At 50.4% G+C, this 15,222-nt stretch carries 12 protein-coding genes and 15 tRNA genes; 3 read left to right on the top strand and 24 right to left on the bottom strand.

The window, feature by feature from the left end; all coding sequences use genetic code 11:
• The first annotated feature begins 126 nt into the window (after positions 1-126).
• Both pyc and EDM55_RS13920 read left to right on the top strand, forming a co-directional pair.
• Positions 127-3,573 (top strand): pyruvate carboxylase, encoded by a 3,447-nt coding sequence (gene pyc, locus EDM55_RS13915; protein ID WP_122960562.1) that lies wholly within the window; start codon positions 127-129, stop codon positions 3,571-3,573.
• A 48-nt stretch (positions 3,574-3,621) separates the two neighbouring features.
• Complete coding sequence (locus EDM55_RS13920) at positions 3,622-4,872, top strand: flagellar cap protein FliD N-terminal domain-containing protein (protein WP_122960563.1); 1,251 nt, start codon at positions 3,622-3,624, stop codon at positions 4,870-4,872.
• A 52-nt stretch (positions 4,873-4,924) separates the two neighbouring features.
• Here the strand turns inward: EDM55_RS13920 and ytfJ are convergent, their stop codons facing one another.
• From ytfJ to EDM55_RS13965, 9 genes are all read right to left on the bottom strand, one after another.
• Positions 4,925-5,383, bottom strand: coding sequence for a GerW family sporulation protein (gene ytfJ, locus EDM55_RS13925; RefSeq protein WP_092267517.1), 459 nt, complete (start codon positions 5,381-5,383; stop codon positions 4,925-4,927).
• Positions 5,384-5,459: 76 nt separating this feature from the next.
• A complete protein-coding gene (locus EDM55_RS13930) occupies positions 5,460-6,122 on the bottom strand; it encodes a DUF2953 domain-containing protein (RefSeq protein WP_092267897.1) in 663 nt (220 codons plus the stop codon).
• Positions 6,123-6,188: 66 nt separating this feature from the next.
• Positions 6,189-7,175: an S-layer homology domain-containing protein gene (locus tag EDM55_RS13935; RefSeq protein WP_122960564.1), complete on the bottom strand. Its 987-nt coding sequence runs from the start codon at positions 7,173-7,175 to the stop codon at positions 6,189-6,191.
• A gap of 157 nt (positions 7,176-7,332) precedes the next feature.
• A complete protein-coding gene (gene sleB / locus EDM55_RS13940; RefSeq protein WP_092267515.1) occupies positions 7,333-7,980 on the bottom strand; it encodes a spore cortex-lytic enzyme in 648 nt (215 codons plus the stop codon).
• A gap of 114 nt (positions 7,981-8,094) precedes the next feature.
• Positions 8,095-8,955, bottom strand: a complete 861-nt coding sequence (locus EDM55_RS13945; protein WP_122960565.1) for a DUF421 domain-containing protein — start codon at positions 8,953-8,955, stop codon at positions 8,095-8,097.
• A gap of 97 nt (positions 8,956-9,052) precedes the next feature.
• Positions 9,053-9,256 (bottom strand): alpha/beta-type small acid-soluble spore protein, encoded by a 204-nt coding sequence (locus EDM55_RS13950; RefSeq protein ID WP_007717155.1) that lies wholly within the window; start codon positions 9,254-9,256, stop codon positions 9,053-9,055.
• Positions 9,257-9,354: 98 nt separating this feature from the next.
• Positions 9,355-10,482 (bottom strand): MGDG synthase family glycosyltransferase, encoded by a 1,128-nt coding sequence (locus tag EDM55_RS13955; protein WP_092267513.1) that lies wholly within the window; start codon positions 10,480-10,482, stop codon positions 9,355-9,357.
• Positions 10,482-11,069 (bottom strand): YkoP family protein, encoded by a 588-nt coding sequence (locus EDM55_RS13960; protein WP_092267896.1) that lies wholly within the window; start codon positions 11,067-11,069, stop codon positions 10,482-10,484. Before EDM55_RS13960 ends, EDM55_RS13955 begins: the two co-directional genes overlap by 1 nt.
• Positions 11,070-11,138: 69 nt before the next feature.
• On the bottom strand, positions 11,139-11,789 hold the full coding sequence (locus EDM55_RS13965; RefSeq protein ID WP_092267512.1) for a TerC family protein: 651 nt from the start codon (positions 11,787-11,789) through the stop codon (positions 11,139-11,141).
• 213 nt (positions 11,790-12,002) lie between these two features.
• Between EDM55_RS13965 and EDM55_RS13970 the strand changes: the two genes are divergently transcribed.
• Positions 12,003-13,178: a sensor histidine kinase gene (locus EDM55_RS13970; protein ID WP_122960566.1), complete on the top strand. Its 1,176-nt coding sequence runs from the start codon at positions 12,003-12,005 to the stop codon at positions 13,176-13,178.
• A gap of 279 nt (positions 13,179-13,457) precedes the next feature.
• On the opposite strand, the gene EDM55_RS13975 is transcribed toward EDM55_RS13970, so the two are convergent.
• The 15 genes from EDM55_RS13975 to EDM55_RS14045 form a co-directional block, all read right to left on the bottom strand.
• Positions 13,458-13,531 (bottom strand) — tRNA-Gly (locus tag EDM55_RS13975).
• A 12-nt stretch (positions 13,532-13,543) separates the two neighbouring features.
• Positions 13,544-13,631 (bottom strand) — tRNA-Leu (locus tag EDM55_RS13980).
• 25 nt (positions 13,632-13,656) lie between these two features.
• Positions 13,657-13,733, bottom strand: a tRNA-Pro gene (locus EDM55_RS13985).
• 51 nt (positions 13,734-13,784) lie between these two features.
• Positions 13,785-13,861 (bottom strand) — tRNA-Arg (locus EDM55_RS13990).
• Positions 13,862-13,864: 3 nt separating this feature from the next.
• Positions 13,865-13,940: transfer RNA gene (locus tag EDM55_RS13995), tRNA-Gly, on the bottom strand.
• A gap of 28 nt (positions 13,941-13,968) precedes the next feature.
• Positions 13,969-14,055: transfer RNA gene (locus EDM55_RS14000), tRNA-Leu, on the bottom strand.
• Positions 14,056-14,134: 79 nt separating this feature from the next.
• Positions 14,135-14,210 (bottom strand) — tRNA-Lys (locus EDM55_RS14005).
• 13 nt (positions 14,211-14,223) lie between these two features.
• A tRNA-Tyr gene (locus tag EDM55_RS14010) sits at positions 14,224-14,308 on the bottom strand.
• A 5-nt stretch (positions 14,309-14,313) separates the two neighbouring features.
• Positions 14,314-14,389 (bottom strand) — tRNA-Thr (locus tag EDM55_RS14015).
• A 103-nt stretch (positions 14,390-14,492) separates the two neighbouring features.
• A tRNA-Asp gene (locus tag EDM55_RS14020) sits at positions 14,493-14,569 on the bottom strand.
• A gap of 56 nt (positions 14,570-14,625) precedes the next feature.
• Positions 14,626-14,702: transfer RNA gene (locus EDM55_RS14025), tRNA-Met, on the bottom strand.
• Positions 14,703-14,866: 164 nt separating this feature from the next.
• Positions 14,867-14,942, bottom strand: a tRNA-Val gene (locus EDM55_RS14030).
• A gap of 9 nt (positions 14,943-14,951) precedes the next feature.
• Positions 14,952-15,025: transfer RNA gene (locus EDM55_RS14035), tRNA-Glu, on the bottom strand.
• A gap of 3 nt (positions 15,026-15,028) precedes the next feature.
• Positions 15,029-15,104, bottom strand: a tRNA-Thr gene (locus EDM55_RS14040).
• Positions 15,105-15,108: 4 nt separating this feature from the next.
• Positions 15,109-15,184 (bottom strand) — tRNA-Asn (locus EDM55_RS14045).
• Positions 15,185-15,222: the final 38 nt, after the last annotated feature.

Genomic DNA, 15,222 nt, shown 5'->3' on the forward strand with positions numbered 1-15,222 from the left:
CAACAGCATGTATGAAAATAACGCTGTCTTCTCTACAAAGATTTTTGTATATTTAAACTATATATATTTTTCAAGCAATTTTAAGTTGTTTTTGGATTGGCGTAGATAAAAAAGGAGTGAGAGACCATGCAAAAGAGAAACATTAATCGATTACTGGTCGCAAACCGCGGAGAAATCGCGATCCGCATATTCCGTGCGGCGACCGAGCTGGGGATCCGTACTGTAGCGATCTACTCGGAGCAGGACAACGTCTCGATCCATCGTTTCAAAGCGGACGAATCCTACCTGGTAGGCGCAGGTAAAGGTCCCATCGAGGCCTACCTCGACATCGAAAGCATCATCGAAATTGCCAAGCGCAACGACATCGATGCCATTCACCCAGGCTATGGCTTCCTCGCAGAAAACGCTGAGTTTGCCCAGCGCTGCAAGGACGAAGGAATCATCTTCATTGGTCCGTCGCCTGAGCTGATCGAGAAGTTTGGCGACAAAGTCGAAGCGCGAAAAATGGCGATTGAAGCCAATATCCCAGTCATTCCTGGCACACCCGAGCCCATCGAATCTCTGCAGGAAGCGCTGCTCTTTGCCAAAGAATACGGCTACCCGATCATCATCAAAGGCGTATCAGGCGGTGGCGGTCGCGGTATGCGTATCGTTCGCAGCCAAGACGAGCTCCAGGACTCTTTGGATCGCGCTCGTTCGGAAGCCCGCTCCTCTTTTGGCAACGCAAAGGTTTATCTGGAGCGCTACCTCGAGCAGCCTAAACATATCGAAGTACAAATTCTCGGCGACAACCACGGCAACATCGTGCACCTCTTCGAACGTGACTGCTCTGTCCAGCGTCGCCATCAAAAAGTCGTAGAAGTTGCTCCCAGCTTGTCTTTGGATGACGCATTGCGCCAAGAAATCTGCCAGGCTGCCCTGACCTTGATGCAGAAAGCCGGCTATTCCAATGCCGGTACCGTCGAGTTCCTGCTCACGCCTGACAAACGCTTTTACTTTATTGAAGTCAACCCACGCATCCAGGTGGAGCATACCATCACAGAGCTGATTACAGGCATCGACATCGTACAAGCGCAGATCCGTGTCGCCGAGGGCCATGTCCTCTCTGACGCCGAGATCGGCATCGCCTCTCAGGATGCCATCTCCATGAACGGCTACGCCATCCAGTGTCGTGTGACGACAGAGGATGCGGAGAACAACTTCCTGCCTGACGCAGGTCGTCTTCTGGCTTGGCGCTCCGGTGGCGGCTTCGGTGTTCGCCTCGATGGCGGAAACGGGTACCCTGGTGCCATTATCACACCTTTTTACGATTCCCTGCTCGTCAAAATTTCGACGTACGGAACAAGCTTTGATCAGGCTGCTCGCAAAATGCTGCGGACCTTGCGCGAGTTCCGCATTCGCGGAGTAAAAACCAACCTGCCCTTCCTGGAAAATGTTGTGACTCATCCCGATTTCCTGAGCGGCAGCTACAACACTTCCTTTATTGACACCAAACCAGAGCTGTTTGTTTTCCCAGGCCGTCAAGACCGTGGTACCAAGCTGCTCTCCTACATCGGGAACACCATTGTAAACGGACATCCCGGACTCGGCAAGCCGGAGAAAAAACCACACTTCGACTCGCCGCGTATCCCGCGTACACCGTACAGCCAGCCCTATCCAGAAGGCACCAAGCAAATCTTGGACCGCGAAGGAGCAGACGGACTCGTACGTTGGATCAAAGATCAGAAGCAGGTACTAGTAACGGATACGACATTCCGCGACGCTCATCAATCTCTGTTTGCCACTCGCGTTCGTACGTACGATCTCGCCTCCGTTGCTGAAGCTACCGGAAAGCTTGGAGCAGACCTGTTTTCCCTCGAAATGTGGGGTGGCGCTACGTTTGACACAACCATGCGCTTCCTACAGGAGTCTCCATGGGAGCGGCTGCAGATTTTGCGTCAGCGCATCCCGAATATTTTGTTCCAAATGCTGTTGCGCGGGGCAAATGCCGTTGGCTATACGAACTATCCCGACAACGTCATCCAATCGTTCGTAAAAGCTTCTGCTGAAAATGGCATCGACGTCTTCCGTATCTTCGACAGCCTGAACTGGCTGCCAGGTATGCAAACGGCGATCGAAGCCGTGCGCGACACCGGAAAAATCGCCGAAGCTTCCATCTGCTATACAGGGGATATTCTCGATCCTGCGAAAACCAAATATACACTCGCCTACTACGTGAATCTGGCAAAAGAGCTGGAAAAGGCCGGAGCGCACATCCTCGCGATCAAAGACATGGCTGGACTTCTCAAGCCTTATGCAGCCTATGAGCTGGTGAACGCCCTGAAGCAGGAGATCGATATCCCGATACACCTGCATACGCATGACACCTCTGGAAACGGTGCCGCGATGCTGCTCAAAGCGATTGAAGCTGGTGTTGATATCGTCGATGCATGCGTCAGCTCGATGTCCGGTCTGACCTCCCAGCCAAGCTTGAACGGTCTGATCGCGAGCCTCGCCCACACGGAGAGAGACAGCAAGCTCTCGCTGGATGCTTTCAACAAACTCTCCGACTACTGGGAAGATGTTCGCCCGTACTACCAAGGCTTCGAAAGCGGCATGAAAGCAAGCAACACCGAGGTATACGTTCACGAGATGCCAGGCGGGCAGTACACCAACCTCGAGCAGCAGGCCAAAGCGGTTGGCTTGGAAGGTCGTTGGGAAGAGGTCAAGCATATGTATGCGGTGGTCAATCAGATGTGCGGCGATATCGTCAAAGTGACGCCGTCCTCCAAAGTAGTAGGAGACCTCGCCTTGTTTATGGTACAAAACAACCTGACAGAGGAAAACATTTGGGAAAAAGGTGCGCGCCTCGACTTCCCGGATTCCGTCATTCAGTTCTTCCAAGGTTATCTGGGTCAACCACCGGGAGGCTTCCCGAAACAGCTGCAGGAGCTCGTGCTGAAAGGCCGCGATGCATTCACCGCACGTCCAGGTGAACTGCTGGCACCTGTCAATTTCACTCAAGTCGCAGCAGAGCTGGAAGAAAAGATCGGGCGCGAACCGGACGAGCTCGATGTGCTCTCCTACATTATGTATCCGCAGGTGTACCTGCAGTTCGACCAACGGATGAAGGAATATGGCGATCTCTCCGTCCTGAATACCTCCACCTTCTTCTACGGGCTGCGTCCAGGGGAAGAAACAGCCATTACGATCGAGCGCGGAAAAACACTCATCATCAAGCTGGTTGCTGTAGGCGAACTCCATCCCGATGGCCGCCGCATCATTTACTTCGAGCTGAATGGGCAGCCACGCGAAATTTTCGTACGTGACCAATCTGCGGTAGTCAGCGAACAGGTGCGACGCAAGGCAGACGCTCAAAACGCAGCTCACCTGGGTGCATCCATGCCAGGAAAAGTACTGAAAGTCCTCGTTGCTGAAGGTGACAAGGTACGCAAAGGCGAGCATCTTTTGGTCAGCGAGGCCATGAAAATGGAGACAACCATTCAGGCCCCTGCAGATGGCAAAATCAAGTCCGTCTACGTCAAAGCGGGAGAAGCTATCGAAACAGGCGATCTCCTGATTGAAATGGAATAAAGATCCACTATAATGGGTGTAGACCATTGAACGTAGGAGGTGACCGGTATGAGAGTGAACCGGATCAGCCATATCCCGTATAGCCACCGCGTTGGCCGCTACCATTTCCAAATGGTACAAGCAAAACTGACGGCACCTGTCGATCCGATCATCAGCTACAGCCTTCAGCCGTTCTACACCCGTGAACAGCAATGGATGACGGAACTTTCCGACTCTCTCTCGCGCCTGTACCGCTATTCTGCTGATTTGGATAGAGCGGCCCGCCAGTTCGATCCCGAGCGTCCGAGCAGTGCTGTCAGCAAACGATTGGCCATCAGCTCTGACCCTGAAACAGCAACTGCTCAAGCACAGGCACACGCCAAGATCGGAGTGTATCGGCTCGATGTTGCCAGCTTAGCGAATGCCCAAGCCAACAAAGGAAAAATGGCAGAAGCGGCCTCTCCCACCTCTGTAGCAGAAGGTCAACAGCAGTTTTTCGTCGTGACGGAAAATCAGGAGGATTCGTATACCTTTTATTCTGCTGCGACCGATACGCATGGTCAAAGTATCCAGAGGATGGCGGAAGCATTGGGGAGTCAAGGGTCTTTGCTTTCCACGCGAATCAAATCGCAGGGAGACCAGCAAGCGCTCATTCTCGAAAGGAAAGCTACGGGAAAAGAGAACGCCTTTGCCATACAGGATCAAAAAGGAAATAGCGTCCGGGCACTTGGCGTTCAGCAGGTGAGTGTCCCTGCTCGAGATGCGGTATTCTTTTTGGATGGGGCGAAGCGCTCTTCCGCAAATAACCAGATCTTGATCGGGAATGGTGAGGTTCGCGTATCTATGCACCAAAAAGGAGCTGGCCCATTATCGATCACGGTCGTCCCTGATCACGAGGGACTCCTGCAGCATACGCGCATACTGGTAGATCGCTTCAATCGGCTTCACGCCTTCCTACAGGAAAAGAAAAACACCTTGATTCATGAAAGGCTGGAGACATTTGAGCGGATTTCTCGAGCTGCAGACAGCAGCTTGAACCGCTACGGAATCCGCTTGCAGTCGGACGGTCAGATGGAGCTGCGAGAAGAGGTGTTTCAGGAAGAGGTTGCCCAGTACCACGATCAATTTGTCCAGGACATGCGCGGTTTGGCCCAGCAATTTCGGGAAGAAGCCATACGGGTGCAAACCAAGCCCCTTGGAGCGTTTTCCCGTCCCTTTGAAGATGCGGCAAGCCGCCAGCCATATGCTTCGCTTTCGACCTCCAGCTTCCGCTATCTTCATGTGGTGAACACAGGCTTGTTTATCAATCTTCTCTTTTAAAACCAAAACAGGTACACCACTTCTGTGGATGTACCTGTTTTTTTGCTCGCTATCAGCTTCGATCCATGAGATCCTCGAGGTCGCTTTCCTCTACTCGAGCCACCACGGTGGTGGAATGAAGAGAAGTATCATCCTTTTTGCTGAACATCGATTGCAGCTTGTCCACAAACTGCGGCACAGAGTCCAGTATCCGGTCGTACAGATGCGTCGAATTTTCCAGTGGGATGGAGCGGATTCCCTGTTTCCCTACGACAAGAAACGCAACGGGCGTAATGGAAACGCCTCCCCCGCTACCACCGCCAAAGGGATAGCCGATTGCACCTGGGTGATCGCGATCGTACTGAAATTCACTCCCCCCCGCTGCGAAGCCGAACCCCACTTTGGAGATCGGCAGAATCACGCTGCCGTCCGGTGTCTCCACTGGATCCCCAATGATCGTATTGACATCGACCATTTGCTTGATATTTTCCATCGCCGTTCGCATTAAGCCTTGAATGGGGTGGTCTGCCAAGTTCCTTCCTCCTTTCGATCTTCCGCATTCTTTAACATGCCCTAAAAACCTTGGAGCATGTACGTCATCATGCCCTTTACGCCTCAGAGGGTGCCGTCCGCCACTTTCGCGTGCGCCCCTTCCGCAGCTGGATGAACAATCGAAAGACAACCAAAAAGATGTGGCCCAGGATCACGTGGAGCTCGCACTGAAATTGGGTTCGTATAAACGCTTGGTTCCAGACGGGCTGCACACTCAAGCTGGGAATGATGCGCAAGGAAATGGCGTTGGAAATAGCGCCGACGATCATGCTTTTGACCGCCCAGATGATACCCGTGAGTGCACCTGTCTCTGATGCTTGCCCCGCCCCCATCACCGTATGCCATTCCAGGCGTGTGCAGTGGATTCGTCTTAAAAACTTTGCGAATAGCGGCTGCATGTCATGAACTCTTTCCAGCACTTCCCTGTAGTTGTGATACCATTTGTTCACCTGCTTGCGCGTCAGGTCCTGAACCTTGTCTTTGGTCTTCGTTTTATGCTGCACCGTTTCCACTTTTGCTACTACTTCCGGTCCTTCCTCTGTTGCCTTCATAAAAACCATGGGTATCTCGTATTTCCTGCGGATCAATCGATACCACACAGACAGCTCTACAACGATATGATCATTCTCCCCCACGCGTCCGTAGTACAGGTGGATTTGGACAGGAGTAATCAAGAGCATAAGTAAAAGAAAAAGGACGATACCGATCAACCAGCTCACAAAAAATCCCACCCTTTCCCCCATAGTATGAGTGGAAAGGGTGGGTAATATGTCCAGCAATCGTCATTAATCCAGAATGTATACGTTCACACCCTGCTTCATTCCGTAGCTTTGTGCTTGCTGGAGTGTTGGCAAGTAGAGATCTACATGTCGCTGCTTTACGGCACCGCCAATGTCTGCGGCAACAGCATAGCCATAGCCCTCGATGTACAGGTGAGTGCCAAGCGGGATGACATTGGGATCCACTGCTACGACTCCCTTGCGCAGAGGGTACTCCAGATAAGATAACGTGGTTGGGTCACTTGCATATGTGTAGGCAGTAGTCTGAACCGTCAGCCGTTCCCGAAAGGACGTACCGTTTGCCAATTGGTTGGCACTTGCTGTCTTCGCTGCTTTTGGCGTGATCAAATGCAGCGCTGCGTACGTCGCTGCTTCAGCCCTCGTGATCAGCGTCTGTGGCTTGAGTGTCCCGTCTCCATATGGACTTACCAGGTGGTTCTCCAATGCGTAGACGAGCGGCCGTTGGTACGCCTGCCGCACACTGTTTCCGTCCTGATAGGTAGCCAAGGCTTGTACGGTGATGGACCACTTCACCTGGTTTACCGCCCCACTTTGCCCCATAGAACGAACCAGGATGGAAACCATCTCTTCTCGCTGCACAGGCTGGTTCGGATTCAGGAAGACTTGATTGCCCTTCTTTTGTCCATGAACGATTCCCAATTGGTATGCCGTATTTGCATAAGGTGCCAGCCAGCTGTTCGCTGGAACATCAGCGAAAGAAGATTCTGCCGATTTCAAGGGCTCAATTCCCTTTGCTTTTACGAACATCGTGATGAGCTCGCCTAGTGTGACAGGGTCATCTGGTCGGAAATCTTGCATCTGACCAACTGCTCCTGCTATGTAAAGTTTTTCAATATCTTTTTCTGCCCAATGACCTGCAATGTCTACATACGGTGGAGTAGAAGTTTCCGTTTCGTTCGTCTTTGCCTCTACAGCTGGCGCCCCCATGATCATCATGGCTGCCAGTGAGGCCAGGATCCATGCCTTCCTCATCATCGCCCTCCGATATTTTGATATGCACATCTTTCATATCATTTTAGCGGATCTCCCCGCAATTGCAACGCACAATTCTTGCCATTTAGCTGAAAAAAAGAAAAGGCCCTTGAACAAATGACCGTCTCGTCATTTACAAGAGCTCTTTTCCTGTTATTTATCTAGCAAAAATATGCTTTCCGATTTGCTTGATCTGCGGGCGTGACCAAATCCAGTCAGACGTTGCTGTATCTGGATTGAAGTAGTAGAGAGCCCCGTTTGTTGGATCCCATCCTCTTACGGCATCCCAGGCAGCACGATAAGCCGTTTTGTTCGGCGTCATCCAAAATTGTCCATCGTCTACAGCTGTAAAAGCGTATGGTTCGAAAATGACCCCGTTTATCGTGTTGGGGAAGTCGCTTGCGCGAAGTCGGTTCATCGCTACTGCCGCAACTGCTACTTGTCCTTCGTATGTTTCTCCACGAGCTTCTGCATATACGAGCTGAGCCAGAAGCTGCATTTCTTTTTGGTTCACGCTGACTCTTTTCAGTGTTCTCCACGTATTGTTGCCTACTACGCCATCTGCAGGCAGCCCGTAATTACGTTGAAACTGTTTCACCGCATGGATTGTGTCAGACCCATAGACGCCATCCAGTTTTTCATCGTAATAGCCTAACATCTGCAAACGATATTGCAAATCCCACACGTCTCCGTTGACGCTTCCTTGTTTTAGTTGCGTTGCGGCAAACGCTTCGTTGGGCGTCAAAATCGCTATGGCCAATATTGCCAGCAGCAGGGTAGTCAGCTTTTTTTTCATCCACCACATGAACATCCCCTCCTTCGCAAACATTCTACAAGCTGGCGAAAGAAGGTTCAATTCAAGCATTTTACCAGATGCGACAAACCTTACCTTTAGCAGGAAGGGCTATTGACTCCGCTGTCAATGCTTGTATTGAGGCTGAATCTGCTTCAGGATTTCCTCCAGCTTCGCAGCATTATCCTTGTATTTGGCTTGCAGCTTGGAGTTTTGCTCGGCATTGGCTTGCTGCTCCAAATCTTGAAGGCATTGCTTGAGCGTTTCATAGGTTTCCTGAATTTGCGGCTTCTTCTTGCTTCCCCCCGCATCACTGACAAAATCGAGATAGAGGTTCCCCGATTCGTCCACTTGTCCTAAAAAGACATCCTGCAGCGTCTTGTTGCGCTTCTTCAGCTGTGTTTCCAGCCAAATCTGGTCCTTCCCTAACGCCGCTAAAGGAATGGGCATGATTTTCCCATCCATAATAACGGTTTGTGGAGGCTTTGCCGGCGCAACATTCAGCTTTAGCTGACTAGGGGTTACGGGTAGCTGCTCTGTCTTCAGTTGAACAGTAAGCTCACCGCTCGTTTCCATCAAGGCAAATTCCACATCCGCCACCCGAAACACATTTTTGACTCGCAGCTGTCCTAACAGATCTTCTGCCGTAAGCTTTTCTTTGGCGAGATTGTTCTCCAATATCTTGCCATCCTGTATCACAATCGTTGATTTGCCTTCCATCATATCCCGATACCATTTGCTTTTCAACGACAGCCACTCGCTAAGTGCCGGAAATACCGCGAAAATCGTGAGTGAAATCAAACTGTGAAAAATGGGACCATCCATTTCCGTGGCCATGAAAGCAGCGATGGACCCGATGGTAATCCCGACTATATATTCGATATAAGTCAGCTGCCGTATCTGCCTTTTGCCAATCAGCTTGGTTAAGAGAAACAAATAGACGAGTGCTCCAATCGATCGCAACGCTATATTCAGCCAGTCAGGCATGCTTTTTTCCTCCTAACGGTTATGCATGGTACGAAGATTTCCTGTACGTTAAAAAAGAAAGACACCCGCAGGTGCCTTTCCCCATCCAGCTATTCAATTAGCCGCGACCAGCCAATTGTTGTTCAGCGAAGGAGACAAGACGTTTAGTAATCTCTCCACCAACTGAACCGTTTTGACGGGATGTGGTGTCAGGTCCAAGCTGAACTCCGAATTCGGAAGCGATTTCGTACTTCAGTTGGTCCAGAGCTTGGTTCGCTTGTGGAACCACCAGGTTGTTACTGGATCTGTTGTTGTTAGCCATCTGTGTATCACCTCCTCGTCGTTAGTAGCTTTAATATGTGTGAAGGAGCAGATGTTCATTCGTGTCAACCTTAATTTTTTTCAATTCCAATTTATTACTTATAACCCCAGCAGATATTCCGCTGTTTGCCTGGCCGCTTCCGGCCTGCGCACTTGCTCTATTTTCTCAATCTCTTTCTGCCCCTCCAGACGAATTCTCCACCGATTCAAGGTCTCTCGGATTTCCATCGGCGTATTTGCCACTGCAGCTGCTTGATTGTGTCTGAGAAAGGCACTATTTCGCCTCTCCTGACCGGGAAGCGGCTTGTACAAAAGCAGCGGCGTTTTTAAGGCCAGCGCTTCCGCACAAGTAATTCCGCCCGGCTTAGAGATATAGACGTCCGCTGCAGAGATCCATTGCCACATTTGAGACTCGTAGCCCCTGATCAAGAGATGATGCCGGAGATCTGGCGTTTTTTGCTGCCAGTCATCTAGCTGTCTCTTCAGCTTGGCATTTTTTCCGGTCACCACGATAATCTGGAGTGGCTCTTGTACACGTACCAGCTCCTGCAGCACTTCGGCTATCCCCCCGTATCCTCCCTCTCCACCGCTGACGAGAACGGTAAACATCTCGGGAGATAGTCCCAGCGCCGCCCTCCAGGTGGGCTTGTCCCTTTCCCCAGCCACACGAAAAGCAGGTCGCACTGGGATTCCGTGGACCTGAATTTTATCGGCATGCACCTGAAAGTCCCTCTTCAGCACTTCCCCAAGCTGTTCATGCGCTACAACATACGTGTCGATTTGCGGATGTACCCAAAAGTGATTCACATGAAAATCCGTAGGAATACTCACCAAGTGAAAAGGCGCATCCATTTCCCGCTTCGCCCTCGCCAGTGCCGACAAGCAGTATGCATGTGTTGCGATCACTACATCTGGCTGCTCTTTCTTCAGTAACTCGCGGGTCAATTTTCGCGAGAGCCACCAAGCAAGCGGCTTTTGCAAAGAAGTGCTCCATAGCTGCTCGCGTTCATAGATGCGCTGCCAAAGCGGAGGCGCCAAGCGGAGCATCCCCAGATAAAAAAAACGGGACAGCTCCCTCAGTGCGGGACTGGCCGTCTCTAATCCGCCTACAAGTCTTGCTGAATCTACACCCGTACTGGCGCATAGCTCCTCTACCAAAGCCTCTGCTGCCATTCTGTGCCCGCTTCCCGCCCACTCTTCTGTCACTACCAGAAATCGCTTGCCCATCAGTGTAACTCTCCTAGAGGGGAGGGATTTTGCGATCCGTACCTTTCCAGCAGGGACTCCTTCGACATGTACACGCGTTTTAACGGCATGTCTTGCTTCCAGCTTTGCACCCGCTTCTTGCCATCCGGATGAATGAAACGCAGCAGCAGACGTAAATACCAGCGTTTATAGCGGAAATACCCGTTCATCGGCACGTCCGAAATGGAAAACCCCAAGGGCTGAACACCTTTATGCAGCATCGTAGTACCGACGATCCCCTTGATTTTTTCCTTTTCATCCATGCTTTCCAGATAGATCGCCAATTTCGGTAGAGAAAGCATGATGTGACGCCTCAGCAGCAACGCCAGCCTCAGGTCGTCCTTTACCCCTTTGCATAGAGTAGCAAAGTAGTAGTTATGGATATGGATTTTCACGATCCAATCACCGCGGTTGATTACCTGATGATCCGTCGTAACCAATGTCTCGCCTCGATAACGAAGCAGAACAACGCGGAAAATATTGGCTCCTTTTTCTATGTAGCGAAGCCGTGTACAGCGTTGATATACATCGTCCCACAACCCCCAGAGCATCAAGAGGCTCGAATTCATCTGCATCCGGATCCTTTCTGGACATGTTTTTAAGTAGTATGCCCCAGAATGCAGCCCCCTCATTACCAGCTACGCCCTTTTTATGCGTCCCCACACCATCACGAGGAGTGCCACAATGACGGGAAGCCACATATGGTTCAGCATGAGAGGATTCACCCATTTCCATACATAGGGGTCCTCGAGGCACATCTCTACTGCCGTGAATGCCAGAATCCCCCCTCCGACGATCACCAGCCAGTTAAAGCGATTCATCAATCGAGCAATAAACGCACTTCCCCACATCAACAGCGGAATGCTCATCAAGAGCCCCAGAATCACCAGCCACAAATCGCCGTGAGCTGCCCCCCCTACTGCCAGAACATTATCCAGGCTCATCACAAAATCGGCGAGAATGATGGTTCGGACGGCTTGCCCCACGTTCTGATTGCGCGACACCTCTGCCAGCTCTTCGCTTTCCCCTATCATCAGCTTGCATGCGATCCATAGTAACAAGAACCCGCCAATCGCTTTGACTAGCGGAATATCTAGCATCCAGGTTGTCAAGCTTGTCAGTAATACGCGCAGCAGAATGGCTCCGAGTGTTCCATACAGGACGGCTTTCTTTCTATCTTTGTTTGGCAGCCCTCGGCAGGCCATCCCGATCACAACTGCATTATCACTGCTGAGTACGAGATCGATCATAAAAATATGTACCAGTCCCAGCCAAAAATGCTCCTCCATCCCTGCCTCCCCTGGTCCATCAAAGTCTGTCCATTCTACTTTATGCGACTAGAATCGGACTCATGATTAAAGATTTTTCCGAAATAAGGAACTTTTTAGCGGATTTTGTAGATAAAAACTTCCATAAAAAAACATTTTATTGCGAATTTAGGAGAATTATACCTTGTCTTTCCGTGCCCTTATCCCTTACGATTTTAGTGGGGTGGATAAGAGATGGTGGAAACTGTGACGCTAAATTTATTCAACGTTTCTAGGAAAATTTTAGATATGGCACCAAGTATTACCACAGTGTGGATGCAAGAAATTGTTCGCAGTATGGAAATTCCTGTAACAATCCCCCGCGATTTTGCGGAAAAGCGTACAGTTCTCTTAGCTCGTTATCTGGTGGAAAATGTGGATCACGATATGCAAGCTTGGTCACTGGATATGGGAGAGTGGCTGCGTTCGCAGGAATTCCCCTTCTCCTCCATTTTGCGTACGTATCAGATCTATCGAAATGTATTTTGGCGTGTGCTACAGCCAGAACTGCACCAGTGGTCACTGTCTCCAAGCGATATGCTCTATTTGGAGACACAGCTCGGGAAAGCCATGGATGAAAGTGTCTTTTGGGCCGTCTACCATTTTGAGCAAATGATGAATGAAGAGCTGGTTCAAAAAGAAGAAACCATATCCTATCTGCACAACGATAAATTGACGATGCTGGGGAAAATCGCAGCAAACATGGCACATGAACTGCGAAACCCGCTGTGTGCCATCGAAGGGTTCTTAAAGCTGATCGGTGAGTCAACCAAAGAGCAGGCCAAGCTGCAGTCTTACATTCAGGTGGTCATGCACGAATTTGAAAACTTGCACCGACAGTTAACCGGATTTTTGAGTTTCTCGAAAAAACCGATCTTGGATGAAATCTTCAAGACCGTTCAAGTAGAAAATCTTTTTGAAGAAGTGGAATTACTCATCACTCCCCGATTACTAGGAGAAAACATACGCTTTGAAAAACTAATCCACCCCTGTTCACTTGCATGTTATGAAGAAGGTCTGAAGCAAGTCATCGTCAATCTGTTAAACAACGCGATTGACGCTGTACAACATCGGCCAGACAAGTGCATTAGTGTCATCGCCACGTCATCGGATGGATGGCTGTATTTGAGCGTGGAGAATAACGGAGAAATGATCCCAGCCGAGATCGTCGAGAGCCTGTTTCAACCGTTTTTTACTACTAAACAAAACGGGACAGGCATAGGTCTTTCTATATGCAAAAATATTATTGAAAAGCATAATGGAACCATCCACTGTGATTCCAACGAGAAACGGACACGCTTTGTTGTCTCTTTACCCATCACCACTGCCGAGCATACCGAACAGTCTGTGTCCGATGATGGCCAAGCATGAAAAAAGCCCCCTGAAATCAGGAGGCGATGCAAGAGATCCGTTACCTATTGTGTTGGTAAGCGATCTATATTTACTCTACACGAAAACATATGTTTCTACCACTGAAATGATTAGACACACTTCGACACTTTTCTGGATCTGCAGAGCTGTATGTACGTCTACGGCGATGCAGATCCTTTTTTGTGTTAGCTTCCTTTGCTGACTCGTTCGTGGCCCCTGTTCAGGATAGGAAATACAAAAAAACAGGGCGCTGTTCAGCGTCCCTGTTCTCTATTCATATGGAGCGGGTGATGGGAATCGAACCCACGCGACCAGCTTGGAAGGCTGGAGTTCTACCATTGAACTACACCCGCGTGTAATTGTAATGGTGCCGAGGACCGGACTTGAACCGGTACGGGAGAAACTCCCGACAGATTTTAAGTCTGTTGCGTCTGCCCATTCCGCCACCCCGGCAACTCAGAAAGATCTGGGCAAATCATGGTCGGGAAGACAGGATTCGAACCTGCGACCCCTTGGTCCCAAGCCAAGTACTCTACCAAGCTGAGCTACTTCCCGACTATTTAATATAACCAATCTTATCATAATCTTTCTTATACGGAAAGATAGTGGCGTGCCCTGAGAGATTCGAACTCCCGACCTTTTGATTCGTAGTCAAACGCTCTATCCAGCTGAGCTAAGGGCACATATGGAGCGGACGAAGGGTCTCGAACCCTCGACCTTCGCCTTGGCAAGGCGACGCTCTACCAATTGAGCTACGTCCGCATGTCATTTTGGAGTTGTTAGGGTTATTTGGTGCGGTCGAGAGGACTTGAACCTCCACGGTGTTGCCACCACTAGAACCTGAATCTAGCGCGTCTGCCAATTCCGCCACGACCGCATAGTAAGATACCGGGTTCCCCGAAAAGTACTCGGAATGTGCTCCAACGGCACGCTTCACTTTTTTGGGGAATAAATACTGGTGAGCCATGAAGGACTCGAACCTTCGACCCTCTGATTAAAAGTCAGATGCTCTACCAACTGAGCTAATGGCTCTCAAAAATAAAACTGGTGGGGAGAGACGGATTCGAACCGCCGAACCCAGAGGGAGCAGATTTACAGTCTGCCGCGTTTAGCCACTTCGCTATCTCCCCACAAATGGTGCCGGCAATAGGACTTGAACCCACAACCCCCTGATTACAAGTCAGGTGCTCTACCAATTGAGCTATACCGGCGTACTCGTATATTTTACCAAATCACTCATCTACAATCAATAACTTTTTCGTTTTCAGTGAAAAAGATTCATCCAGATGAATGTGTGCCATCTCTTTTTGAAAATGGCGGAGCTGACGGGACTCGAACCCGCGACCTCCGGTGTGACAGACCGGCGTGAACTCCAACTTCACCACAGCTCCATAGCTTGTTGTACACTATGTGTACTTCTTGTCTCCTTATGCTACCAGGAGAAATTTGGTTGCGGGAGCAGGATTTGAACCTGCGACCTTCGGGTTATGAGCCCGACGAGCTACCGAGCTGCTCCATCCCGCGACGATATTATGGTGGAGGCTGACGGGATCGCTTCCTACTTGCGCCTACGTCGAATGTCCTACGCTGGCAAGCAAGATCAGATGTACCCGAGCATAACTCCTTTGGACTTACTTCAAGGGTGAACCGGAATGGTGAGATCCCGAGCCGAAACCGAAACGAAGTAATGGTGGAGGCTGACGGGATCGAACCGCCGACCCTCTGCTTGTAAGGCAGATGCTCTCCCAGCTGAGCTAAGCCTCCACAATTAGGTGACCCGTAGGGGATTCGAACCCCTGTATGACAGCGTGAAAGGCTGCTGTGTTAAACCGCTTCACCAACGGGCCATATGGTGCTCCCGACAGGAATCGAACCTGCGACCTCTTCCTTACCATGGAAACGCTCTACCGACTGAGCTACAGGAGCGAAATGGCTCCTCGGGACGGACTCGAACCGCCGACCGATCGGTTAACAGCCGATTGCTCTACCAACTGAGCTACCGAGGAACGTTTGAAGGATTCGTACCTTCAAAACTGGATCTGCA

This window comes from Brevibacillus centrosporus (assembly GCF_003710815.1).
In the GTDB taxonomy this organism is placed as follows: Bacteria; Bacillota; Bacilli; order Brevibacillales; family Brevibacillaceae; genus Brevibacillus; species Brevibacillus centrosporus.